20 protein-coding genes are annotated in these 25,182 nt (G+C 54.7%); 8 read left to right on the top strand and 12 right to left on the bottom strand.

Annotation, left to right across the window (positions count from 1 at the left end):
* Positions 1–14 precede the first annotated feature (14 nt).
* Together CDH47_RS01450 and CDH47_RS01455 are read right to left on the bottom strand one after the other, a co-directional pair.
* Positions 15–3,092, bottom strand: a complete 3,078-nt coding sequence (locus CDH47_RS01450; RefSeq protein WP_100638051.1) for an efflux RND transporter permease subunit — start codon at positions 3,090–3,092, stop codon at positions 15–17.
* Complete coding sequence (locus CDH47_RS01455; RefSeq protein ID WP_100638052.1) at positions 3,092–4,201, bottom strand: efflux RND transporter periplasmic adaptor subunit; 1,110 nt, start codon at positions 4,199–4,201, stop codon at positions 3,092–3,094. The genes CDH47_RS01450 and CDH47_RS01455 overlap by 1 nt, the downstream gene beginning before the upstream one ends.
* A 172-nt stretch (positions 4,202–4,373) precedes the next feature.
* Here CDH47_RS01455 and CDH47_RS01460 point away from each other — a divergent pair, with 172 nt between their 5' ends.
* On the top strand, positions 4,374–4,886 hold the full coding sequence (locus tag CDH47_RS01460) for a J domain-containing protein (protein ID WP_100638053.1): 513 nt from the start codon (positions 4,374–4,376) through the stop codon (positions 4,884–4,886).
* Between the two features lie 3 nt (positions 4,887–4,889).
* On the opposite strand, the gene CDH47_RS01465 is transcribed toward CDH47_RS01460, so the two are convergent.
* Positions 4,890–5,678 carry a secretin N-terminal domain-containing protein gene (locus tag CDH47_RS01465; RefSeq protein ID WP_100638722.1) on the bottom strand — a complete coding sequence of 263 codons (789 nt, stop codon included), beginning with the start codon at positions 5,676–5,678 and terminating at the stop codon, positions 4,890–4,892.
* A 360-nt stretch (positions 5,679–6,038) separates the two neighbouring features.
* On the opposite strand from CDH47_RS01465, the gene CDH47_RS01470 reads away from it, so the two are divergent.
* Complete coding sequence (locus tag CDH47_RS01470; protein ID WP_100638054.1) at positions 6,039–7,091, top strand: 3-deoxy-7-phosphoheptulonate synthase; 1,053 nt, start codon at positions 6,039–6,041, stop codon at positions 7,089–7,091.
* Here the strand turns inward: CDH47_RS01470 and CDH47_RS01475 are convergent.
* On the bottom strand, positions 7,036–7,707 hold the full coding sequence (locus CDH47_RS01475) for a LysE family transporter (RefSeq protein WP_100638055.1): 672 nt from the start codon (positions 7,705–7,707) through the stop codon (positions 7,036–7,038). The two genes, CDH47_RS01470 and CDH47_RS01475, sit on opposite strands and share 56 nt — an antisense overlap.
* A 240-nt stretch (positions 7,708–7,947) precedes the next feature.
* Between CDH47_RS01475 and CDH47_RS01480 the strand changes: the two genes are divergently transcribed.
* Positions 7,948–9,390: a dihydrolipoyl dehydrogenase gene (locus CDH47_RS01480; RefSeq protein ID WP_100638056.1), complete on the top strand. Its 1,443-nt coding sequence runs from the start codon at positions 7,948–7,950 to the stop codon at positions 9,388–9,390.
* 120 nt (positions 9,391–9,510) lie between these two features.
* Entirely contained in the window at positions 9,511–9,984 is a 474-nt protein-coding gene (locus CDH47_RS01485) for a Dps family protein (protein WP_100638057.1), read from the top strand.
* Between the two features lie 69 nt (positions 9,985–10,053).
* Here the strand turns inward: CDH47_RS01485 and CDH47_RS01490 are convergent, their stop codons facing one another.
* The 6 genes from CDH47_RS01490 to CDH47_RS01515 form a co-directional block, all read right to left on the bottom strand.
* On the bottom strand, positions 10,054–11,178 hold the full coding sequence (locus CDH47_RS01490) for an FAD-dependent monooxygenase (protein WP_100638058.1): 1,125 nt from the start codon (positions 11,176–11,178) through the stop codon (positions 10,054–10,056).
* Between the two features lie 11 nt (positions 11,179–11,189).
* Positions 11,190–12,527, bottom strand: coding sequence for a class I SAM-dependent methyltransferase (locus CDH47_RS01495; protein WP_100638059.1), 1,338 nt, complete (start codon positions 12,525–12,527; stop codon positions 11,190–11,192).
* Between the two features lie 184 nt (positions 12,528–12,711).
* Positions 12,712–14,007 (bottom strand): TRAP transporter large permease, encoded by a 1,296-nt coding sequence (locus CDH47_RS01500; protein WP_100638060.1) that lies wholly within the window; start codon positions 14,005–14,007, stop codon positions 12,712–12,714.
* Positions 14,004–14,549: a TRAP transporter small permease subunit gene (locus tag CDH47_RS01505; protein WP_100638061.1), complete on the bottom strand. Its 546-nt coding sequence runs from the start codon at positions 14,547–14,549 to the stop codon at positions 14,004–14,006. The genes CDH47_RS01500 and CDH47_RS01505 overlap by 4 nt, the downstream gene beginning before the upstream one ends.
* A 99-nt stretch (positions 14,550–14,648) precedes the next feature.
* Positions 14,649–15,725, bottom strand: a complete 1,077-nt coding sequence (locus tag CDH47_RS01510) for a TRAP transporter substrate-binding protein (protein WP_100638062.1) — start codon at positions 15,723–15,725, stop codon at positions 14,649–14,651.
* A 148-nt stretch (positions 15,726–15,873) separates the two neighbouring features.
* Positions 15,874–16,332, bottom strand: a complete 459-nt coding sequence (locus tag CDH47_RS01515) for an ATPase (protein WP_100638063.1) — start codon at positions 16,330–16,332, stop codon at positions 15,874–15,876.
* A 153-nt stretch (positions 16,333–16,485) separates the two neighbouring features.
* Between CDH47_RS01515 and CDH47_RS01520 the strand changes: the two genes are divergently transcribed.
* Positions 16,486–17,553 carry a beta-N-acetylglucosaminidase domain-containing protein gene (locus tag CDH47_RS01520; protein WP_100638064.1) on the top strand — a complete coding sequence of 356 codons (1,068 nt, stop codon included), beginning with the start codon at positions 16,486–16,488 and terminating at the stop codon, positions 17,551–17,553.
* Positions 17,554–17,561: 8 nt separating this feature from the next.
* On the opposite strand, the gene CDH47_RS01525 is transcribed toward CDH47_RS01520, so the two are convergent.
* Together CDH47_RS01525 and CDH47_RS01530 are read right to left on the bottom strand one after the other, a co-directional pair.
* Positions 17,562–18,272: an SIMPL domain-containing protein gene (locus CDH47_RS01525; protein ID WP_100638065.1), complete on the bottom strand. Its 711-nt coding sequence runs from the start codon at positions 18,270–18,272 to the stop codon at positions 17,562–17,564.
* Complete coding sequence (locus CDH47_RS01530) at positions 18,269–19,288, bottom strand: ChaN family lipoprotein (RefSeq protein ID WP_338037991.1); 1,020 nt, start codon at positions 19,286–19,288, stop codon at positions 18,269–18,271. Before CDH47_RS01530 ends, CDH47_RS01525 begins: the two co-directional genes overlap by 4 nt.
* 62 nt (positions 19,289–19,350) lie before the next feature.
* On the opposite strand from CDH47_RS01530, the gene dauA reads away from it, so the two are divergent.
* From dauA to CDH47_RS01545, 3 genes are all read left to right on the top strand, one after another.
* Entirely contained in the window at positions 19,351–21,111 is a 1,761-nt protein-coding gene (dauA, locus tag CDH47_RS01535; RefSeq protein ID WP_100638066.1) for a C4-dicarboxylic acid transporter DauA, read from the top strand.
* A gap of 14 nt (positions 21,112–21,125) precedes the next feature.
* Positions 21,126–23,072 carry a CASTOR/POLLUX-related putative ion channel gene (locus CDH47_RS01540; protein WP_100638724.1) on the top strand — a complete coding sequence of 649 codons (1,947 nt, stop codon included), beginning with the start codon at positions 21,126–21,128 and terminating at the stop codon, positions 23,070–23,072.
* A gap of 205 nt (positions 23,073–23,277) precedes the next feature.
* A complete protein-coding gene (locus CDH47_RS01545; RefSeq protein ID WP_100638067.1) occupies positions 23,278–24,870 on the top strand; it encodes an isocitrate lyase in 1,593 nt (530 codons plus the stop codon).
* Positions 24,871–25,182 lie beyond the last annotated feature (312 nt).

The raw sequence follows: 25,182 nt of genomic DNA on the forward strand, positions 1-25,182 counted from the left end.
ATCTCCGCTACCCGTTACGAATTCACTGGTAAGGGTTTTGGATCATCAATCCGCTCTTCATTTCCTTCATTGTGATCACGAGCCAGCAGGATGTAGAACGCAGGCAGCACAAATACCGTGAACAGTGTGCCAATGCCCAAGCCGGCACTGATTGTCAGACCAATGGCAAAGCGGCTTTCTGCGCCCGGGCCAGAGGCAACCAGCAGTGGCACCATGGCGAAGATCAGCGCCAGAGAGGTCATTATGATTGGCCGCAAGCGAATAGCCGCTGCTTCAATAACTGCATCAACCTTGTTCAAACCACGATCTTTCTGCAGCAGGTTGGCGAATTCAACTATCAGTATGCCATTTTTGGAGACAACCCCGATCAGTGTAATCAGGCCTACCTGCGTATAGATGTTCATGGTCGCGTAACCCAGTACGATAAAGGCCATTGCGCCAGCTATCGACATGGGGACAGAAACCAGAATGATGAACGGATCACGCCAGCTTTCAAATTGCGCCGCCAGTACCAGATAGATAACCAGCAGCGACAGGAAGAAGGTGACAACCAGTGCGCTGCCCTGGTTGGCCAGCTGCCGGCTCTGACCGGTGTAGTCGTAAGTGAAGCCTTGTGGGAACACCTCGTCTGCGGTCTGCTCCATGAAGTCCATAGCCGTACCTGCAGCAACACCGGGCATAACCACACCCTGCAGGGTGAGTGAGTTCTGCTGGTTGAACTGTGTACGGTTGGAAGGCTCTACATCATGGGTAAAGCTCACCACGCTGCCCAGTGGCACCAGAGTGCCCTTGCCAGTGCGGATATAGTAATCGTTCAATGCCTGTTCATCCAGACGGAACTTCTGGTCCACCTGAGGGATGACCTGATACGAGCGGCCTTCCATGCTGAAGCGGTTAATGTATCCGCCGCCAAGCATGCTGGAAAGCGACTGACCGACATCCTGCATTGAGAGCCCAAGATCGGCAACCCGGTCGCGATCCACGTTGATGCGCGTAACCGGGCGGTCGAAGTTGATGGATTTCTGCAGGAACATGAAGTTACCGCTGCCCATAGCCTTGCCTAACAACTCATCGGCTACCTGGTCCAACTGCTCATAGCTGCTCCCCGTGGTGATCACGAACTGGAAAGGCAGGCCGCCACCTGAGCCGGGGAGGGCGGGGGGCGCGAAAGCTGCGGTTTGCAGACCCGTTACTTGCTTGAGTGTGGCATCAAGCTGGGGTTGAACCTCGAACTGGGTGACCTCCCGCTTGCTCCAGGGTTCCATTTTGAAACCGCCGAATACTGCGTTGGGTGCGGTTATGCCCACGATCATGAAGTCTTCAGCGTAGCCGGGGGTTTCTGCCAGGCGGCCCTGAACTTCTTCACCGTGCTCAAGCAGGTAGTCCAGCGTGGCTGTCTGGGGCCCGAGGCCTTGGTAGAACAAAATACCTTGATCCTCTGTGGGTGCCAGTTCGTTCTGGCTCATCATTGCCATGAAGTAGATGGAGCCCAATACGATCAGCGCAAAAAACACCACCACAGATTTGGTCTGCATCAGCGAGCCAAGAGCCGCTTTATATCCCGATGAAATACCGTTGAATGTGCGCTCCACCAAGCTCTCAAACTTGCCGGGGTTGCCGTGGGGTTTGAGTACCTTGCCCGAAAGCATGGGGGACAGGGTCAGCGCAATGACGCCGGAGACTACCACCGTGCCGGCGAGTGTGAACGCAAATTCTGTAAACAGGGAACCAACAAGGCCACCCATAAAGCCAATAGGCGCGTAAACGGCCACCAGAGTAGTGGTCATGGCAATGATTGGAACCGCCATCTCCCGTGCGCCGTGGAGCGCTGCCTCATAGCGCGACTCACCCGCTTCAATATGCCGGTGTACGTTTTCCACCATGATGATGGCGTCATCCACCACCAGCCCGATGGCCAGAACCATGGACAATAGCGTCAGCAGGTTCAGAGAAAAGCCGAACATCAACATGATGAAGGCGCCGCCAATCAGCGACAGAGGAACGGCAACTGAAGGCACTATGGAAGCGCGGATGGACCCCAGGCAGAGGAACACAACTACCAGAACGATACCCATGGCCTCTATCAGTGTGCGGATAACCTCGCTGATGGAGTCTTCAATGAAGTCTGAAGCATCGTAGGCCAGTCGAACATCCAGATCGCCGGGTAATTGGCTTTTGATATCCGGAAGGTCGTCTTTAACCAGGCCCGCCACGGTGAGTGGGTTGGCACCTGGTGCCAGTTCAATGGCCACATAGGTGGCTGGCTGGCCCTTGTACAGTGCCAGCGCGCTGTAGGTTTGTGATCCCAGCTCAACGCGAGCGATGTCCTTGAGCCTGATCTGAGTTCCGTTAGCCTGTTTGACCACCAGGTTGTTGAACTCATCCGGATCCGCCACATCGGTGTCACTGGTCATGCTTACTTCAGTGTAGGTGCCTTTGGTATTACCGACGGCCGCCTGATAGTTATTGGCGCGCAGCTTGGCGACTACTTCCCTGGGTGTCATGTCTACAGCTGCAAGGCGTTCCGGGTCAAGCCAGACCCTCAAGGCGAACTCACGGCCAAGGAGTTGTGCTTTACCCACGCCCGAAAGGGCCTGCAGCCTGGGCTGCACCACTCGGGTCAGGTAGTCGGTAATTTGCGGAACGGCCATATCCGAGCTGTAGAAGGCAATGTACATCAGTGCCGTAGAGTCACCGGTAGTGGAGGTGATTACCGGGTCCTGGGCATCCGCGGGAAGCACGTTGCGCTGGCTGGCCACCTTGGCCTGAATTTCGGCAAGTGCCGCGTTGGCGTCGTAGTTCAGCACCATCTTGGCTTCAATGGTCGACTTGCCCTGGGAACTGGTGGATGTCAGGTAGTCGATACCACTTGCTTCAGCAATGGCTTGCTGCAGGGGCGTGGTGATAAAGCCCTTGATCAGATCGGAACTGGCGCCAGGGTAGGCCGTGGTGACCGTAACCGTTGTACTTTCGAGCTCCGGATACTGCCGGATTTCCATTTCCATGGCGGCCCGGGCACCGAGCAGCAGGATAAGCAGGCTAACCACCGTCGCCAATACGGGACGATGGATAAAAATGTCGGTGAATCGCATTACTCAGATGCCTCCTGCGGCTGCTTTTCCTGGCCTTCGTCCTGGATATTGACCTTCTGGCCGGCGCGGAGTCTCAACAGTCCTTTGGAAACCACCTTCTCGCCTGCTTCAAGGCCAGAGAGAATCGCAACACGAGTGTCACGGGTCGGGCCTGCAGTGATGCTGCGGCGGTTGACAATCAGAGCGCCCTCGTCGTTCTCTTCAATAACAAATACGAAATCACCGTAAGTGTTGTAGGACACTGCGGTGCGGGGAACCGTCACCACGTCGTCATCGTTTGGTTGCAGGGTCTGTATGGTTGCGAACATGCCTGGCCGAAGCAGTTTCTCCGGGTTGCTCAGGCTGGCGCGCACAAGCACGGTGCGGGTTTCCGGGTTCACTGACGTGTTGATTGCACTGATTTCGCCCCCAAACTCTTGTTCTGGAACAGCGGCAACTGTGGCGATGACAGAATAGCCACGGTCTACGCTCTGAAGATTCTTTTCAGACAGGGTGAAATCCAGGTAGATCGGGTCGAGCATGTTGATCTCAACAATCGGCGTACCAGTTGCAATGTATTCGCCCTGGTCGACCAGGCGAATGCCCAATGTGCCGTCAAAGGGGGCGCGAATAACCTTTTTGCTGAGCTGTGCTTCCGCTTCGTTTACGCGGGCTTGAGCGGCATCAAAGTTTGCCTTTGATTCATCATACTGGGATTGTGAAACCGCGCGCCTTGGTAGCAGGTCGGAGATGCGCTTGAACTCTTGCTCAGCCAGCTGTGCTTCTGCACGGCGGGTGCGAACAGCAGCTTCATCAATGGCGGTGTTAAGGCGAATCAGCAAATCGCCCTGTTTTACGGTATCACCAGACTCAAAGTTAATGGTTTCAATAACGCCAGGCACCTCGTTAGCCACTTTGATGCCGTTCACCGCTTTGATGCTGCCCACGGCCTTGATAGAAGGCGTCCATTTTTCGGTGCGGGCTTCGGTGGCGGATATCTCCGCAGGGGGCTGCGGCTGGGACAGCATTTCTTTCATTTGGCCGAATTGGTAAAACTTGTAGCCAAAGATGCCGCCAAGCACCACGCCAAGGAATATAATTGCGATCAGGAAGCGGGAAGCAGTGCGCATAGTTCAGGTCCTGGAAATCTTTGTTTGGGTGCGGAAGTTATATCTTCGCGACAAAACGTAGCATGCTACAAAATTCAGGGTGCTGTTGTCACCGGTTTGTAGGTACTTTTGGCTAACATTGTCGTTACACTAGGTGCCAGAGTTACGTTTATTTAGCAGTAAGGGATCAGCCATGCATTGGATACTGGGAATTGCGCTGGCGGCGGCCGTCTTTGTAATTCTGAAGCAATGGGGACAATTGTCGTCGGTAAAGAAAAAAGCCGCAACCTGGAAGCTGGTTCTTATAATCGGTGGGATCTTTCTGCTGGTGATGGTTTTAACCGGCCGGGTGCATGTGCTGACGGCCGCCGTTGCGGCATTAATCCCACTGTTGCGCAGATTGCCGGAACTGGCCCGCTTCTTCCCGGCGCTTAATCGTTTGTTTACGGGGCAGGATAGTGCCGGCCCTGCGAATGGCACTGGGCCAAATGCGGAGCGCGCCGGGGCGGGGCAGGCCCGGGGTGGAGATATGACCGAGAGAGAGGCCTGTGAAATACTGGGCGTTACCACAGCCTGCTCAAGGGAAGATGTGGTTTTGGCGCACCGCCGCCTTATACAGAAGCTGCATCCGGATCGGGGTGGGAGCGATTATCTGGCAGCAAAAATCAATGAGGCCAAGAGTGTATTACTTCGCAACAGAGCGTAAACCCTAGTGCATTACGTCGACTTTGACCTCGAAACTTCGATTGTCAGACCGGCTACTCTTCACGTTGTAAGCAATGCCTGATTGCCTGCTGGTGGAGTGGGTTGAGGTGCTACCTAAAGAGATCCATTGGCCAGGTTCCACTCTGCGAATGGTGACGAGTGCTTGAGTTTCAAAACCTTCCAGTTCCGCGGGATCGGCCTCAAAAGAGACAATGTTCAGTTCCACCGCGCGGTCTGAGATCACCTGTGGGCTGACCACGAACCCGCTGCGTGTTTCTACCTGGGTTAAAATAGCGGCCGGATTCCTGCCACCACGCACAGCGAAGGGAAGTGTGCGTACCTGGCCCGATGTAATATGAGCGGATTGCCCATCCATAACCACCAGGCTGCGCTCCCGTGAGCCGCCGGTACTGGTAACCCGGTGCTCCACGGTTGCGCCAACCGTGTTACGCGTGGTGGTGACGCCGCCGCCGGAGCGCTTGCCGCCTATATCTTCTGTAGACCGCACGGTGATACGGAGTTGGGCGGGGGCGACATCAAGGGTGTTGACCAGGGTGGCGATTTCATCCAGCAGTTGCTGCTCGCCGCGAACCACAATCTGTTGCCCCCGAGCGATAACGGAAACAGGTTCGCCTTGATAAAGCTCTCTGACTTGGCTGGCAACGTCTGCAGCGGGTCGGTTGTTGAGCTGGTAAGCCCGGGATTCTGCGTGTGCTGAACCTGTGCCGGAAGCAAGCGCCAGCACGGATATAAAAAAAAGCAGGAAGCTGAAATTCCGTAAGTTCAGTGCCATATCTGGTTCCCATCTTTCCGATAAATCCGGTTTGTTTGCTAAATAATCCGGTTTACGGGTTGCCAAGTTGAAAAGCGGGGGTATATATTGATAAGCATGAAGACGACACAAGCGATCTGTCAATTGAATGTTCTGCAAGCTTTCGGCCATAAACCGATGGCGGCAGTCGCTGCTGTGTTTTTTTGGTGGTTTGGTTATGGCTATTTTAGCCAGAGCCAGGGCCGCCCATAACATCTTCACCAAACGAATAACGAGGATGGCAGCCCGGCGAAAACCAGGCTGCCGTCGGACTCAGAAAGCCCCGACTGTAGCTCAGCCGGGGCTTTTTTGATTCTGAAGCAGGGAAACGGGAATACAGATATGAACATGCCTTTAAACACAGCCGGGGAACGCCAGGTGCAGAGCTCCGCCGCACCGCACCGACAGGAAACTGCACTGCCAACGCCGGCTGAGCTGCGCGAGGGCTTGCCTGTTGATGAGCGGCTTGCCCGGCAGGTGAGCGGGCACCGGCAAGCGGTACGTAATATTTTGCACGGCGCAGACGATCGAACGTTAATTGTGGTGGGGCCGTGTTCGGTTCACGACGAGGTTGCGGCGCTGGAGTACGGCGAAAAACTGAAGATTTTGGCTGATGCAGTGAGTGATCGCTTTTTGATTGTAATGCGAGCCTACCTGGAAAAGCCAAGAACCACCGTAGGCTGGAAGGGGCTGCTTTACGACCCTGAACGCACAGGCGCCGGCGACCTGAACGAAGGCTTGCTGCGCTCGCGCCGGCTGCTTCTTAATCTGGCTGACATGGGCTTACCGCTCGCCACTGAGGCTTTGAGCCCCTTTGCCATGGATTACCTGGGCGATCTGGTGAGCTGGACAGCCATTGGAGCCCGTACCACCGAATCCCAGATTCACCGTGAAATGGTCAGCGGCCTGCCCATGCCTGCCGGCTTCAAGAATGGTACTGATGGCGGAATAAGCGTGGCTATCAACGCAATGCAATCCGGTGCCCACCCGCATCATCACTTGGGTGTATCCAGCCATGGCGCACCTGTTATGGTCAGCACACCGGGTAATCCGGATACACACCTTGTGCTGCGTGGCGGTCGGGGTATCACCAACTTCGACGAAGCGAGTATTCAGTATGCCACGCATAGTCTGTCTGATGCCGGCTTGTGTGCTGCAATCATGGTGGACTGCAGTCATGACAATGCCTGTAAACAGTCGGAGCGGCAGATCGACGTCGCCCGCGAAGTGATGCGCCAGAAGCACGCCGGCAGTACCGGAATTCGTGGGCTGATGCTGGAAAGCTTTTTGGAAGCCGGCCGGCAAAACGATGGCGACGACCTGCGCTACGGCTGCTCTATTACTGACCCATGCCTGAGCTGGGATCAGACGGAGGCTCTGCTCCGCTCACTGTAGAAAGCAGGAGCTGGCCCGCCAGTAGCAGCAAAACGCCGCCCATGAGTCGGTCCAGCCAGTGACCAAAGCGGTTAAAGCCCTTGCGTACGGCGGGCAGCGTGAAAAACACCGCTACCAGGGTGAACCATATCCCTGTGGCCAGAGCCATATAGGCACCATAGCCGGCTTGAATGGCCACCGGCGTACCCGGGCTGATGATCACCGAGAACAGCGATACAAAAAACAGGGTGGCCTTTGGGTTCAGGGCGTTGGTGAGAAAACCCAGGCGTAGAGCGGCTACTCCGGATTGCAGAGTGCCCGTTTCGGTTTCCACATAAATTCCCCCAGCTCGTGCTTTCAGGCACTGCATAGCAATCCATGTAAGGTACAGAGCGCCGGCAACTTTGAGTATGGTGAACAGCAGAATCGACTGTTGGATAATCAAGCCAATGCCCAGCAGAGAGTAACTCACATGTACCAGAATACCGGCGCCAATCCCTGCTGCGGTAAGCAGTGCGTTTTTACGGCTTTGACACAGAGCCTGTCGGAGCATAATGGCGAAGTCTGGCCCTGGGCTGGCAACAGCCAGCAAGTGAACCAGCGCAACGGTTAAAAATTCAGGCCAGTAGCTGTTCATTCGAAAGTTTCTCTCTAAGTTCTTTATATTTGAGCTAGGCTGAACCACGAGTACAAGTAACGGCTTGTGGGAAAGAGCCCGAAGGTTGTCGAAACCTTTGCAGGCCTGTCAGCATAAATCCCGCCGTCGGTTTTTTCACGTACCGAATAAAATAATTCCGGCTTCTATACTGGTGTAATCACGATTGAGAATTTCACCCAGGTTCCCGACTCCCGGGAATAATGGTTTGGAGACTGTTTTATGGAAAAGCGAGAAGTAGACGTTGCCATTATTGGTGCAGGTACGGCGGGGATGGTTGCCTACAGTCGTGTGCGAAAAGTTACAGATAAAATTGCGCTGATTGAAGGTAGTCAGTATGGCACTACCTGTGCACGAGTGGGTTGCATGCCAAGTAAGCTGCTCCTTGCCGCTGCAGACAACGCGTATCAGATGGCGCAGGCAGACCAGTTCGGCGTATCTGCGGATAACATTTCAGTGGACGGAAAACGGGTGATGGAGCGGGTGCGCTCGGAGCGTGATCGATTTGTCGGTTCGGTTGTGCGCACCGTAGAGGCGTTCCCCGAGGAGCATAAAATCATGGGCCACGCACGCTTCGCCGGGCCCAACCGTCTCATTATCGATAATGAAATCGAAATTCACGCCCAGCGCATTATTATTGCAACTGGTTCCCGCCCGAATATCCCGGGCTTCCTGAAAGAAGCTAAAGACCGGCTGGTGGTAAACGACGATATTTTTGATTGGCAGGACTTGCCAGAGTCGGTGGTGGTATTCGGGCCGGGAGTGATCGGGCTGGAGCTGGGCCAGGCGCTTAGCCGCCTGGGTGTTCGGGTGCGAATGTTCGGAGTGGGTGGCGCTGTGGGGCCAATCCAGGATGACAGCATTCGCGAGTATGCCCTCAAACGCTTCAATGAAGAGTTTCCTCTGGACCCGGATGGCGAAGTGAAGCGGGTCGAGCGAGTGGATGGCGGAGTGGCGATCACCTTTACTGACGGTGACGTTGGCGAAAAAACCGAAACCTTCGAGTATCTGCTCGCAGCTACCGGGCGCAGGCCTAACGTCGACGGGCTGGATATACAGAATGCGGATATCGAACTGGATGAAAGAGGCATGCCCTTGTTCGATACACACACGCTGCGTTGCGGGCAGAGCCACATTTTTATTGCCGGGGATGCCAATAACAATTTGCCGCTCCTGCACGAGGCGGCCGACGAAGGGCGAATTGCCGGCGACAATGCGGCCGCTTACCCGGATGTAAGGGCCGGCAAGAGAAGTACACCCCTTGCAGTTGTGTTTACCGACCCCCAGATAGCCAGTGTAGGCTTGACGATTGATGAGGTGGATAAGCGTTGCGGCGGCTGCTTCGCCGTTGGCGAAGTGTCCTTTGAAAACCAGGGCCGCAGCCGGGTAATTGGTAAAAACAGCGGTCTGCTGCGAGTCTACGCCGAGCATGGCAGCGGATTGTTTATGGGGGCTGAGATGTTTGGCCCAGCGGCGGAACACATAGCTCACCTGTTGGCCTGGGCGGCACAGCGCCGGTTGACGGTCAGTGAAATGCTGGAAATGCCGTTTTACCACCCGGTTATTGAAGAGGGTGTGAGAACGGCACTGAGAGATCTCAACCGAAACCTCAATATTGGGCCGGCTCCAGAGGGCGACTGCACCGATTGCGGGCCCGGCGTATAGGTTTTTTGCCGGTATTGATTTGTGCTATGGATGGCATGGGATAACTTAACTTCACGGACACCTGAAGCCTTGGCTAAAGTGCTTTCAGGTTCGATTTAACAGCCACGAAGGAGATGTACAATGACTAAGAATTTTATTGGCCTGGATAAGGAAAAAACTGTAAAGCTGGCTGACTCTCTTAACGATTTGCTGTCCAACTACCAGATTTTCTACATGAACGTGCGCGCCTACCACTGGAACATCAAGGGCGCTAACTTTTTTGAATTGCACTTGAAGTTTGAGGAGTTGTATGACGACCTGCTGCTCAAGATTGACGAGATTGCAGAGCGTGTTCTGACGCTGGGGCATCGCCCTTCCCATGCATACAGCACTTACATTGAGCGCTCGGAAATTCCGGAGCAGAAAGATGTTGCCGATGGCAAAACGGCCATGAACAACATTGTCGAAAGCTTTGCGAAGCTGATTGGCAAGCAGCGGGATCTACTAAGCCTTGCGGGCGACGCTGAAGATGAGGGAACGGTTGCGCTGATGAGCGATTACATATCCCAGCAGGAAAAGACGGTCTGGATGTACCGCAGTTACCTGGGCCACTAAGCTCGACAAAACAGGTTTATCCGGCGGCCAATCGGCCGCCTTTTTAATCCCTTTAAACAGAGCGCTGTATCAGGAGTTTGTAGCCAGCGCCGGCACCTCCTGATGCAGGAACCACTTTTCAGTTACCACCTTGCGCGTAAACCAGTGGGATCGCATCAAGGTGCCTGCCAGTGGCATCTTGATCCAGTCCGGCACCTGAAACCCCTCCTCGGTACCGGACCCACGATGGCCGAAGCGCTCCGCTATCGCATCTCCGTAGGCCTGCAAAGAGGTGGCAGAGAAGTCCTGTGCCTGACGGATCACGTCTGCTGCCAGCAATGCAGACTCAATTGCCGGGCGAATCCCTTCACCGCTTTGAGTGTAAGCAAGCCCGGCGGCATCGCCAATCAGCAGCAAGCCGTCGTCCACCAGCGCCCGCCCGGCATGGTCATAGAGCAAATAAGCGTGGCCCTTGAAGCGCCCGGGCAAGTCTGCAGGAATCCTGCCTGCAGCTTTCATGGCCTCTACAAAATCCTGTAAGTGCTCGTTCAGCTTGTGATTGTCTTCGCGCCCAAGGCCAATGTTCAGGTAATTGCCCTTGCGAAACACCCAGGCGTAACCTTTAAGGTCTTTGCAAAACCAGAGCTCCGGGGTGTCACCCCTGGCTTCGCAGGCTTTGGCCTGCTCCTGGGTCATTTCGAATTCGATTTCTTTCGCCGCTACAACGGTTTCATGGCTGCCCGGGCCATCGCCAATCAACCGGGCAACTGGGCAGAAGTGCCCACCTGCACCCACAAGTAATGGCGCGCACCAGGTGTTGTTGATCAGCCAGTTACCGTCTTTTCGGATAATGCTTTTTACGGGTGTGCCAAGCTGTTTGGGCACGCTGGTTCTCGCCAGAAGGTAGTCGTCAAACTCACAGCGCCGGATGCCATAGCTGACAGTGCTGCCATGGTCGTTTTCAATCGCCTGCTGACCCATCATGCCAATCCGGAAACGGCGTATAGGCTGGAGCGTTCGGCCATTCCCATAGTCGGCGATGTCAATGTTGAGGGTTTCAATAACTGCAGGTGTTACCCAGCCGGCGCAGGTTTTGTCCCGGGGGAACGCCTGCTTGTCGATCAGCAAGGTGCGCTTGCCGCTATCCTCAAGTGCTTGCGCCAGTGTTGATCCGGCTGGGCCAGCACCCACGATAATCAGGTCATATGCGTCCATAGCCGATAACCTCACACGTTTTCGGGCGCAGCGGGGAAGTAGTACAAGTCTTGTCGGGTTGCAGGCACCTGATGGTTGTCACCTTGGGTGAATACAACTTGGAAAAGCTGCAATGACCCTGCCCGGAACGCAGCGATGGAGCCGGCCAGATACATGCGCCAGGCTCGGGTAAAGTGCTCGTCGTACATGTCAGAGATTGCTGCTTCCGCCATATTGAAGCGCTCCAGCCATTCGCTAAGGGTATGGGCATAATGGAGGCGGAGGTTCTCGACATCGAGCACGGAAAAACTGCTGTGCTCACACAAAGCCATGATTTCGCCGATACTGGGGGGATAAGCCCCCGGGAAAATGCGTTTTTCAATCCAGGCGTTCATCAGCATGGGCTTGTTCCTGCCAATGCTGTGAAGCAGCGCTATGCCATTCGGGCTGAGTGAGCGTTTTATCAGTTCAGACAACTCGAGGTAATTCTCCTTGCCTACATGTTCCAGCATGCCAACCGAAACGAACGCATCATACTGCCCCTGAATATTGCGGTAGTCGTCTTCAATGAACTCAATCTGGCTATCCAGGCCTTGTTGGCGTGCCTGCTCGCGAGCGTAGGTGATCTGCTCTCTGGAAATATTGTAGGCGTGAACGGTTACCCCGAAGTTCCGGGCCATGTAGCGCGCCAGCCCACCCCAACCACACCCGGCTTCAACCACGGTCATACCTGGTTTTAGTCTGAGCTTCCTGCACACGTGCTCCAGCTTTGCCAGCTGTGCTTGTTCCAGGCTCAGCTCGGGTCGTTCGTAGTAGGCGCAGGTGTACTGCATTTCTGCCTGATCCAGCCAAAGCCGATAAAACTCATTGCCCAGGTCATAGTGGTGGTGAATATTGTCCCGGGCTTCCCGCAGTCCTGTGGATCTGGGGGCGTGGTTTCGCCACAGGGCTTCAAGCCATCGCGGCCATTTCTGGCGGGCTTGATGGATAGCCTGGTAGAGCGCGACCATGAGTTCTGGCAAGTCACCTTCAACGTCCAGGCGGCCGGCGCTGTAAAGATCGCCAAAGGCCAGGTTGGGGTTGGTAACCAGCGCATAGAGAGCCTTGGGGTCTGCAAGCTTTATGGTAAACCGGGCCGATTGTCCTGGCGGCTCAATCACATCGCTGTTCCAGAGCTGGAAGCGAATGGGAGGGGACCCTGCCATGCGCATGAGTTTGGCGACCAACCAGCGCTCATGGGTGTGGGGTGCACGATCTACGTGGGTATCCTGTAAAGGCAGGTTCAGAACATGAGATTGGTTGGTTTTTTCATTAAGCCCAGCAGTATGAGTGTTCTTTTCGACACTTTTTTGGGCACTGTTATGATTCACGGATTAGTCCTCGTTATACCTTAACCTTGCTGCTCAGGCCGGCGGCTCTGCGCCAAGGCTGTCCCGAATACTCATCTGAGAATGATTGATTGTCAGTTCAGTATAGAAAATGTTTTGCGTTTGTCAGGTAGGCGGAGAAGGGGGAGCGTTGCAGCCGGGTCGAGCGACCCGGCTGCCTGGTGGGTCAGTATGAGGAGCTCATGCCAAACCACTCGGGGAATACGACAATCATGGCCAGTACCAACACTTGCAGGAAGATAAACGGCAACACCCCTTTATAGATGTCGACAGTTCGCACTTGTGGCGGCGCAACGCCTTTCAGGTAAAAGAGTGAGAACCCGAAAGGCGGTGTGAGGAAGCTGGTTTGCAGGTTCATCGCGATAAGAATGGCAAACCAGAGCATATTGATACCCAAGGCTTCTGCCACCGGAGCCAGGATGGGCACAATGATGAAGGAGATTTCCACAAAGTCGATGAAAAAGCCCAGTATCATAATCACCAGCATGGCCAGAATGATAAAGCCCCACTTCTCGCCGGGTAGTGCCAGCATCCAGTCTTCCAGCAGGTAATCGCCACCGGTGTAGCTGAACACCATGGAGAAAGCCGTGGCGCCAATCAGGATGGCAAACACCATTGCGGTTACTTTGACCGTATCTTTCGAGGCATCCCAAACCATCTGAAATGAGAACTGGCGGTAGATGATGGCCAGTATAATTGCGCCAACCCCACCCAAAGCGGAGGATTCTGTGGGTGTCGCAATGCCTGTGAAGATGGAACCAAGCACCACAACGATCAGAGCCAGTGGCGGGATGATCGCCAGCAGGGCATTCGTGATCTCCTTTTTACGGGAAATGCTGTCGTCTTTCGGCATAGCCGGAGCCGTCTCAGGCTTGAGGCGGGTAACAAGCAGGATATAAGCAATGTAGAGCCCGATCAGAACCATGCCCGGGCCAACGGCGGCTTTGAAAAGGTCGCCAACAGGGAGGCCAAGAACGTCGCCCAGAATAATCAGAATGATCGATGGGGGTACTATCTGCCCCAGGGTGCCTGCCGCACAAATGGTGCCCGTTGCCAGGCGCTTGTCATATTTGTGAGCCAGCATGACCGGTAGCGAGATTAAGCCCATAGCTACCACGCTTGCGCCCACAACCCCGGTAGAGGCCGCAAGTAATGCGCCCACAAGAATGGTTGATATGGCCAGGCCGCCGGGCAGACCGCCAAACAAGCGCCCCATAGACGTTAACAGCTGCTCAGCCAAACGTGTGCGTTGCAGAATAACGCCCATGAAAATAAACAGTGGTACTGCCATCAGTACCGTATTGTTCATAACACTCATGATGCGATAAGGCATGAAAGCGAACAGGTCCATACCTTCTGCAAACACACCGAAAAATAATGCAACGCCGCCAAATGTGAAGGCAACAGGGAAGCCCAGCATCAGCATGAACAGGGCAACGAGGAACATAATCATGCCGATCATGCGAGCCCCCCTCCGCTTTGCTCACCTTCGTATTGTTTTTCGCCGGTCATAACTCGCAGGGCGTAGGTCGCCATGTTGAGACCGGCAATCGCGATAAAAAATGCGGAGAGAGGAATAACAGTTTTGATAAGCCAGCGGTGGGGCAGGCCGCCCGGGTCACCACTGCCTTCTCCCATGTTGTAGGAGTCGAGTGCAAAATCGTAGCCGTAAATGCCAATCAGATAGGCGAATGGAATGACAAACAGCAATGCACCTGCCAAATTTACCCATGCCTGGGCTTTGCTGCCCCAACGGGCGTAAAAAACATCAACCCGTACATGGCCATCTGTTCTCAGTGCATAGGGTATGCCGAGCAGGAATACCACTGAATACAAGTGCCACTCCATTTCCTGCATGCCGATCGACACTTCACTGAATGCGTATCGGGCAACAACGTCGTAAAACACGTTCCCGGCCATCAACAGCATCGCGACGCAGGCAACCCAGCCGCAGAACATGGATGCTCGAGCAAGGCTCTCGTCCAGTTTTATAATCCACTGCATTCACAACCCTCCACCAGAGTGTGGCGATTTTTCTAGTTCTATAAATAACAAAACCGGGATCACCCACAGAGCGATCCCGGCTCCACTTCAGCCCCTATCTTACTCGACTGTGCCCATGGTGTTCAGGTATGCGCGCTCAGAAATATTAGAGTAAGCGCGGCTCTGCTCCTGGTAGTCCAGCTGCGATTTAATAATTCTGGCTGCCTGTTCGTTGCTTTCAGCCGCTTCTTTCAGGAGTTTTTTGTTGGCGTTGTACATAGCCTGGAAAATATCCTGAGGGAACTGCTTGATCTGTACGTTCGGGTAGTCTTTCTTGATGTTGGCCCAAGCTTCCGCGTTGGCGTGCTGGGAAAGAACCAGCATGTCATAGGAGGCTGTGCGCATGGCCACTCGCATGATTTCCTTCAGATCGGCCGGCAGCTTTTCCCAAACCTTCTTGTTTATCAGGAACTGCAACTCGGTGGCTGGCTCGTGCCACCCGGTGTAGTAGTAATCAGCAATCTGCTGGAAACCGAGACGCAAATCCAGAGCGGGGCCTACCCATTCAACCGCATCAATGGTGTTGCGCTCAAGGGCGGTGTACAGCTCACCCGGTGCAATGTTGGTTGGGTTAACACCTACTTCGGCAAAGACTTCACCGGCAAACCCTGGAATTCGCATCTTCAGACCGTCCAGATCGTCCAGGGATTTGATTTCCTCACGGAACCACCCACCCATCTGAACGCCTGTGTTACCACCGGGGAAGGACAGCAGATTGTGGGGTTCATACACTTCCTGCATCAGTTCCATGCCACCGCCATGGTAGAACCATGCATATTGCTCCATGGCATTCATGCCGAAGGGCATGCTGGTGAAGAACAGGGTTTCGGGTACCTTGCCTTTCCAGTAGTAAGAAGCCGAGTGGCCCATGTCGTACTGGCCAGCCTTCACCATATCAAACACGCCCAGCGGGGCTTTGTGTTTGTTGGCAGAGTCTATTCGGATTTTCAGGCGCCCATTGGACATGGTTTCAACAGATTTGGCGAAGTTCTTGGTGGTGTCACCAAAAATCGGGAAGTTCGGGCCCCAGGTTTCTGCCATTTTAAGCGTAAAAGTGTCTTGGGCAAATGCTTGTGCGGAAGTGAGCGTAGCCGCCACGGCGAGTGCCGCTGCGGATAGAACGGAACGGATTTTCATTGCTCTTGTGTCCTTTTGTCATTGTTATGGATCGAGCCTGACCTTCTTTTAAGAGGTCTTTCAACTTGTTTACATTATCAAGTAAGTTGATGCAGTAAAATGAAAAAACGTTCCGGATAAGACATAGGTCTTAGGCCAAGCGGCGGCTTCAAAGGTCACTCATTCTTCCGATCTGGCTGGAGAGCTGCATGGCCTCGTGTTGCTCAAGGGAGAGAAGGTCCTCAAGTAGTGTCTTTGCGCCTTCGATTTCCGCCTTGCCAATGAGTGTTTTATACAGCTCCATAACCTGATCGTGGAAGGCAAAGATTTCTCTGGCTATGTCATCAAAGCTCATGGTTACAAGCCGGGGGTCGCAGGCCGCGCCAGGGGTAAACGGTTTGTGGTTCTGGTAATCATATAGCCGCGTTTGTAATACCTTGGGGTCGGCCTGCTTTTCGAATTCTGCTACCGCTTTTGCCAGCAGGGTTTCATGGCTGGCAACGTAGTCCATAAGCGCACTTGCGCGCTCGTTGCTGTGCTTCTCTGCCGCGTCGCGCAGGCACCGTGCCAAGTGAGTGTGCAGTTGGCGGGTCCAGTCAATCAGGTCTTCAAAGGTTTTTATTTCCATGGCCCAACTCCGTCAATCGGGTGTTTATACAGTCCAGTGAACACAGATTAGCCTATTCGGCTGCTTTTGCAGACGGCAGTACGCATGAGATATGCCATTCGCTTGCGGTAGGTATACCATGTGTTAATACACCGAGCTGATAGGGAGAGCGCCATGAGCACAACGCTGGGGATTATCGAAGGCTTCTACGGGCCAGTATGGAGTTGGCAAGAGCGGAAGGAGCTGGTGCAGGCACTGGCGCCCCACGGTTACGGCTTCTACCTTTATGCACCCAAGGCAGATGCTTTTCTGCGCCGTCGCTGGCAGGAAGCTCACCCGCCGGAAATGGTTTCAGAGCTGGCGGAGTTTGGCCGGTTTTGTCGTAAGCAGGGCCTGCGATTTGGTATTGGCCTGAGCCCCTTCGAAATCTTTAATCACTTTGACAACGCTGCCCGCAAAGCCCTTGCCGTGAAAATTGAACTGCTTGATCGTATCGGGATTGATGAGTTGGCCATCCTGTTTGACGACATGCACGCTGATACCCCGGGGCTTGCAGAAACTCAAGTGGAAATCATGCACTGGATTCGGGAACGCACCCAGGCTCGCGTGCTTTCACTATGCCCCAGTTACTATTCTGATGATCCGGTTCTGGACAGGGTGTTCGGTGAGCGCCCGCCGGGCTACCTGGAAACCCTTGGTCGCCTGCTGAATCATGATGTTCAGGTGTTCTGGACGGGGGAGGAGGTGTGCTCCAGAGAGATTTCACCCGGACATCTCAAGCGAGTGAGCGATCAGCTGGGGCGTAAGCCGGTGCTCTGGGATAATTACCCGGTAAATGATGGTGATCGCATGTCCCGACACCTGCATGTCCGAGCGTTTACCGGCCGCTCTGCGGCGAATGGAGCCTATTTGTCTGGCCACGGCATAAACCCGGCGCTGCAGCCCACATTGACCCGGATTCCTGCAATCACCTTGGCTGAGTCTTATCGCCAAGGGCCGGACTACCAGTACGGACAGGCGTTTCGCCAGGCTGCGAAGGAGGTGCTTGGGCGGGAGTTGGCAGAACAGCTCCATGCAGATTTACTAGTGTTGCAGGATGCCGGCCTGGGGCGCATCAGTGAAGAAAAACGGCAAAGCCTGATGCGGACTTATGATGCCTATGATCACCCGGCAGCCAGCGAAATACTGCGCTGGCTATTGGGTGAGTATCATGTGACCGATGAGATGGTTCAGACGCAATAAGCGACAGGTTACCGTAAATAATACTCAACGGTAGAAACCACCCGCACGGTCTTCACCGGGTGCTGTTGCTCGGAAACTCCCGGAGCCTGGTCCCGCGCAAGGATCTGGAACACGCCCTGATTGGCCCGGCGCAGGTCGCCCAGTTCGGTTTTGGCGTCCTCGGCAAACTGGCTGGCGGCTTCGCGAGCAGAAGCTGTCGCCTCGGCGATCATGCCGGGCTTGATCTCATTCAGCCCGTTGAACAGATAAGTCGGGCCGCTGGGACCGTAATCTGAAGACAGCACTACGCCAGAATCTACCAACTCGCTGACGCTCTGCGCCGCTTGCTGAATTTTCTGAAGATCCTCACTGCGCACCATCAGGGTCTGGCTGATGATGAATTTCTGTTCGCTATTGTTGTCCTGATAAGGATTAGCGCGGGTGTCAGTAACATCAAGCCGTTGCAACTCAACCGCGTTGTCAGCAATGGCCTGCAGCTTCAGGAAAGCCATGATGGTATTACGGCTGCTACGGGCTTTTTCCTGAGCCTCGCCCAGGCTTGATCCGGTGGCTACGAACCTGATCGGCCATAAAGCGAGGTCGGCACTCACTTCCCGTTCAGCAACACCTTTTACGGTGACATAGCGATCGCCGGTGCGCAGGTCGGTGAGGCCTTCACTGATCAATGAGGCTGAAATGATGGCGCTCAAGCCCAGAATCAGAGCTGCAATAGCTTTCATGGAGAATCTCCTTGGCAAGTGTTTTCAGCGGAGTGCCGGAACCTTGTCGACATCGCCTTATGTTTGCGATCTTCATCAAGGAACTCTTGCGGCAAAGGCTGGATGAAGTAGAGAAAATCACCTTTATTGCGATTTTCCTGCAAAGGCATCTTGTTTGTATCCGTTGGCCATACTACGGGTGAAACCACTGCAACCGAAACATCTGGCGCCCGTTGTTCGAGCAGAGCAACGGTTCCCAGATGCTCTTCGCTATGGAAGGTACCCGTGGTGTGAATAATCTGGGCACCGGGGTGTGCTTCGCGGGCGGACAGTATGCGGCTGGCCATGGTGTTGTCACGCAATAATTGGGCTTGATAGGTATTGTTCATGCGCTCCGTCATGGCGTCGTCTGTTGCACCGTGGCTGCTGGAGATCGCGGCGTTAAATTTTTCCCGGTAAGCAGGCGTGTCCATGAATGGGCTGTCGGGCAATTGTGCCCGGTCTTCGATAGGTAGCTTGCTCAGATAGCCCGGGCCTGTCCGGCCAACGCAACGCACGATGGCTGCTGGCGCGTTGGCGGCCGTTACAGGCAGGCCATGATGACGTGCAAACTCCACTAACGGGCGATACGAAGCCCGGTAATTATGCCAGGCGTTACTGTCTTCAATGAACTCGGTTTCGCCGGTAGCGCCATCCATATAAGCATCGACTGCAGTTTGGGAGTCCAGGTTGAACTGTTCCATGGTTAAAACCTGCAGTGGTCGCTGGTGATAGAGAGCCGCCTGAATCTGCGACTGCAACAAGTGCGCAGCCTGGTGGCCGTGGTACTCGCCAAGGACAACTACATCTGTGTGGGCAAGCCTTTGAGCGAGTGCTTCTACGCTCAATGCCGTGCCACTGCTGGCATCCACCAGGCGAGCCTCGTAAAGAGTCTCTGGCCTCGCCTCTGTGTTGCTTGCGCTGGAATAGGACGTGGTTGCACACCCTGCCAAGCTGCTTGTCAGTAGTGCCAGTGCGGCGATGAATAAACTTTTCACGAAAAAATTATATATGATGTAAGGCCTCGCTACTTGTATGTATTTCCAGACACGAGGCCAGTATGCCCCATCGCGCTCATCTTTTTTCACTCCGGCTTGCCCACGCCTTCCGGGAAGCCTGTATTGACGAACCTTACAACAGTCGCCGCTTTTTGCGCGACCTCATGGCCGGCATCACAGTTGGCATCATTGCCATACCGCTGGCCATGGCTTTGGCCATCGCCAGCGGCGTTGCCCCACAGTACGGCCTTTATACGGCGTTCATTGCCGGCTTTATCATTGCTCTGACCGGCGGTAGTCGCTTCAGTGTCTCGGGCCCCACCGCGGCGTTTGTGGTTATTCTTTACCCAATCGCCCAAGCCTATGGCCTGGGGGGGCTTTTGCTCGCCACTCTGATGTCTGGTGTTCTGCTGATCATCATGGCATTTATGAGGCTGGGGCGTTTTATTGAGTATATCCCCGAATCCGTCACGCTTGGTTTTACCGGTGGTATCGCCGTAGTCATCGCTACCTTGCAGGTAAAAGACCTGTTTGGTTTGCCTGTGGAGAGCATGCCGGAGCATTACTGGGACAAACTGGCTGTGCTGGCGCAGCACTTCCCGGCGCTGGATAGCATGAGTGCGCTTGTAGCCGGAGTTACCCTTGGAGTTATGCTGATCTGGCCGCGCCTGAGAACGCCGGTGCCGCCGCATTTGCCGGCGGTGATTATAGGCAGCATGCTGGCAGTTTGGCTCAACGCCAATGGTGCCACGGTAGACACCATAGGGTCGCGTTTTAGCTATTTATTGCCAGGGGGTGGTACGGGAGCCGGTATTCCACCGTTTCTTCCTGAGTTTGCCTGGCCCTGGCAGCAGACAGGCGCCGATGGCAACCCGCTTGGGTTTTCCTGGGGCATGGTGCGTGAGTTGTTGCCGGCGGCCTTTGCAATTGCCATGCTTGGTGCGATCGAATCCCTGCTCTGTGCGGTGGTGCTGGATGGCATGACCGGCAAGCGTCACAGCGCAAACAGTGAGCTGATGGGGCAGGGGCTTGGCAATATTATTGTGCCGTTTTTCGGGGGCATCACAGCAACGGCTGCCATTGCCCGGTCTGCGGCAAACTACCGGGCCGGTGCAGAATCGCCGGTCGCAGCCATGATTCATGCCGCGGTGGTCCTACTGGCTCTGGTATCTCTGGCCGGTGTACTGGCTTATTTGCCCATGCCTGCCATGGCAGCCCTGCTGATAATGGTGGCCTGGAATATGAGTGAAGCGCCGAAAGCTGTGCGTTTGCTGAAAACTGCGCCGCGCAGTGATATTTGGGTCTTCCTTACCTGTTTTTCCCTGACTGTGGCTCTGGACATGGTAATAGCTATTACCACGGGCGTTCTGCTGGCGGCTGTGCTCTTCATGCGTGAAATGGCCGAGATGACCAAGGTAACCGATATCACCACCGGCAAACGGCTCCAGAATGAAAAGCTGCCAACAGGCTGGCGTGTATTCAAAATCAATGGGCCGCTGTTTTTTGCCGCGGCAGACCGGATTTTTGGCGAACTCGCGGAGCTGTCCAGGGATGTAAACGGATTTATACTGTATGTGGATGGCGTTACGGTTCTGGATGCGGGTGGCTTGTCTGCCCTCAACAAGCTGATTGCCACCTGCCAGAATAACGGCACCCAAATTGTCATTGCCGACCTGCAGTCCCAACCTCAGCGTACCATCGCACGCGGGGGCCTTGGGCCAGTGGAGGGCGTTTTGCAGTTTACATCGTCGTTGCGGGAAGCTCTCGCCTTGCCCCTGTCATCCATGGCTAAGCAGAGCTCAGCGCCTACCGGGCCAGGCTAATGAAAAAAAACGCCATGTTGCCGTTTCGCGTTGTTGACCGTGTAAAGTTTTTTGTAGAGCGGCAATTGGTAAAAGGTGCCGGCTTCCAGTTGGTGGTGGTGGGTGCTTTTATTGGGCTGATTTCTCTGATTGGCGGCCTGCTCGTGGTTCCGCAGGGTGGTGAATTTGATGACCCCGGGTCTGCAGTGTGGTGGGCCTTCCTTCGCCTGACCGACCCCGGTTATCTGGGCGATGATGTGGGCACCTGGCAACGCTTTGTCTCGACGCTGCTGACCATTAGCGGATATGTGGTTTTCATGGGCACCCTGGTGGCCATCCTGACCCGCTGGTTAATTGCTAAAATGGCGGATCTTGAGCGCGGGTTGACACCGGTTACCCTGAAAAACCACGTGGTTGTGCTGGGATGGAGCAGCCAGACGCTGCCTTTGCTTTCGGAGTTGCTGGGATCCTCTGGCCGGATGCGCCGATTTCTGGAAAAGCACGATACCCAGAGGCTGAACCTTGTGGTTTTGTCGGAGGAAGCCTCTGCAGCGCAGGTGCATGAGTTGCGTATGGAGCCAGGAATTGGCCGCCGTGCACGTCAGGTCATCCTGCGTTCGGGATTGGCGATTCAGCCGGATGCCTTGCACAGGGTAGCCTGCCTTGATGCGGCAGCTGTAATTGTTCCGAGCACAGCCTATGAAGCCGGCAGCCTGATATCCTCTGATGTGGAAACCGTCAAGGCGCTGTTGTCTATTGCGGCGCAAGCAAGGCAGCACCGGGCGCCTTTGCCCTATGTGGTCGCCGAAATACAGGATGTTCGCAAACTGCCGGTGGTTGAAAGGGCTTACCCCGGTGCTGTTGAAGTGGTGGCCGGGAACGCAACCATCAGCCGGCTGATGGTGCAGACCGTGTTGCACCCTGGGCTATCGGAAGTCTACAACGAACTGCTAACGGCCGGAGAGGGCAATGAAATCTATGTTCGGGGGGGCGAGACCTTTGCAGGCCTGACACTGGAAGAAATCGCCACCCAGCGCCCGGAAGTAATCATCCTGGGGTTGCTTCGCCATGAGAAAGCAGGCTGGGATATATGTTTGGCCGCAGCCTCTGGCACCCTTGTAGAATCAGACGACCGGGTTGTGATGATGGCCCGGGACTATTCCGAAACCGAAGCCGATCCCAAAGCGCAGACTTTGTCGCCGATAAAACGTGGAGAAGCAAACTGTGCTGTCCGCGGGGAAGGCCTGGAAGGGCGTCGGATACTGTTGCTGGGGTGGAACCATCGGGTGCCCAGTCTGATGGCTGAATTTGCCAGCTACGGCCCCGGTCAGCCGGTGCTGGATATTGTTTCCGCGGTACCCACATCGATGCGTGAGCATGCACTCAGTCGTTACGCTGCCGGCCAACCGCCTGAAGGCTACAGCCACATAGAGGCGGACTATATGGTTGAAGATGAATTGCGCCGGATCAATCCGGCCAGCTACGATACCATTATACTGTTAAGCAGTGACCGGCTGGCCTCTGGAGAAGAGGCAGATGCACGAACCATGGTCGGTTATCTGCAGCTCGAAGACATACTGGCAGAGGCGACGAGCCGGCCTCAGCTAATTATGGAGCTGAGTGATCCGGATAACCGCCAGTTGCTCTACGGCCACCAGAGTGAAATGCTCATCAGTCCGATGATTCTAAGCCATATACTGGCCCAGGTTGCGTTGCGCCGGGAACTCAGGGCGGTTCTGGATGAACTGTTTACGGTTGGTGGTGCTGAGATCAGGTTCCGGAACCCGGGCGACTATCCATTACCTGCGAGTGCAGACTTCCATATGCTGGAAAAGGTACTCGCAGCGGAAGGCGAAGTAGCACTTGGCGTTTTTCGCGCCACGGCAGACGCCCGCGGCAGGCACCTACTGATGAATCCCCCTCGCAGGCAGTACCTTGAACTGCAACCGGCAGACCGGTTGGTTGTGCTGGGGCAGTCCTGAACTCTGGGGCCCGGTTGGTCATGGTCTGGCCATTGCTGGGTGACCATCGGGTAGTATTCATAGGAAAAATGCTGAAAATAGATCATATAAATTTCAATTATAAGTTCTGAGCCATTAAAGTACCGCCAACACTGACATCCAGCTTGGTGCTTTACCCAGGCTCAAATCATTAACCCCCTTCATCAACACACAAAGGATCGAGACCATGCCATACGCAAAAGACGTCGATACCATTGCTTCAGTACTGAAGCAAAACCCGACCTGGCACGCTATCAACCCTAAGCACGCTGCTCGCATGCGCGCCCAGAACAAATTCAAGACTGGTCTGGACATCGCCAAGTACACTGCGAAGATCATGCGTGAAGATATGGCTGCTTACGATGCCGACACGTCCAAGTACACCCAGTCTCTGGGTTGCTGGCACGGTTTTATCGGCCAGCAGAAGATGATTGCTATCAAGAAGCACTTCGGTTCTACCAAGCGCCGTTACCTGTACCTGTCTGGCTGGATGGTTGCTGCCCTGCGTTCTGAGTTTGGCCCTCTGCCTGACCAGTCCATGCACGAGAAAACCGCTGTTTCTGGCCTGATCGAAGAGCTGTACACCTTCCTGCGTCAAGCTGATGCCTGGGAACTGAACCACCTGTTCCGTGATCTGGAAGCTGCTGAAAAAGCAGGCGACACTGCCAAGGCAGAAGAGCTGATCAAGCAGATCGACAACCACGAAACTCACGTTGTACCCATCATTGCCGACATCGATGCCGGTTTCGGTAACGACGAAGCAACCTACCTGCTGGCCAAGCAGATGATCGAAGCAGGCGCTTGCGCGATCCAGATCGAGAACCAGGTTTCTGACGAGAAGCAGTGTGGCCACCAGGACGGTAAAGTAACCGTTCCTCACGCAGACTTCCTCTCCAAGATCAACGCTGTACGTCTGGCGTTCCTTGAGCTGGGTGTGGACGACGGTGTTATCGTTGCACGTACCGACTCACTGGGTGCTGGCCTGACCAAGCAGATTGCTGTAACCAACGAGCCAGGTGACCTGGGCGACCAGTACAACAGCTTCATCGATGGCGACATTATCGAGAAGGCTGAAGACATCAATAACGGCGACGTTGTGATCAAGCAGAACGGAAAATTGGTTAAGCCCAAGCGTCTGGCCTCTGGCCTGTTCCAGTTCAAGGAAGGCTCTGGTGAAGACCGTGTTGTTATGGACTGTATCGCCAGCCTGCAGAACGGCGCTGACATGCTGTGGATCGAGACTGAGAAACCGCACGTTGGCCAGATCGCTGCCATGGTTAACCGCATCAAGGAAGTTGTTCCCGATGCCAAGCTGGTTTACAACAACAGCCCGTCCTTCAACTGGACTCTGAACTTCCGTCAGCAGGTATTCGACGCGTGGCAGGAAGCTGGTAAGGACGTATCTGCATACGACCGCGCCAACCTGATGAGTGTTGAATATGACGGTACAGAGCTTTGTGATGAGGCTGATCAGTGGACTGCCAACTTCCAGCGTGATGCTGCACGTGAAGCGGGCGTATTCCACCACCTGATCACTCTGCCGACCTACCACACTGCGGCTCTGTCTACCGACAACCTGGCCAAAGGCTACTTCGGTGAAGAAGGCATGCTGGCGTACGTTAAAGGCGTACAGCGTGAAGAGATTCGCCAGGGCATCGCGACGGTTAAGCACCAGGATATGGCTGGTTCTAACATCGGTGATGACCACAAGGAATTCTTCGCAGGTGATGCTGCGCTGAAAGCCGGTGGTGAAGACAATACTATGAACCAGTTCGGTTAATTGAACGGTAAATAGTCTCCCGCTCCCGGACTTGTTCCGGGAGAATAAAACCTCGCAACTGGAGACAGTTAGCGGGGTTTTCTTTTTTTTACACTACGGGTTTCGTGTATCTACCTGAAACCGCGAACAAACCTTCGGTTCACCACTTTTTCTTCTTCCGCACTGTTTCATCCTTGAAACAGTTTCTGACTTCGCAAGCTCTTCCTGCTTTAACTTTATCCAAATAAACGCTTTTAAAAATAATAGTTTAAGTTTAGTTGGCCTGTGCTGGCACGGGAATCGCATTCGTTGTCTTGTGGGTCTGGACCTTGG

The sequence above is a fragment of the Marinobacter salexigens genome (assembly GCF_002806945.1).
Classification (GTDB): Bacteria; Pseudomonadota; Gammaproteobacteria; order Pseudomonadales; family Oleiphilaceae; genus Marinobacter; species Marinobacter salexigens.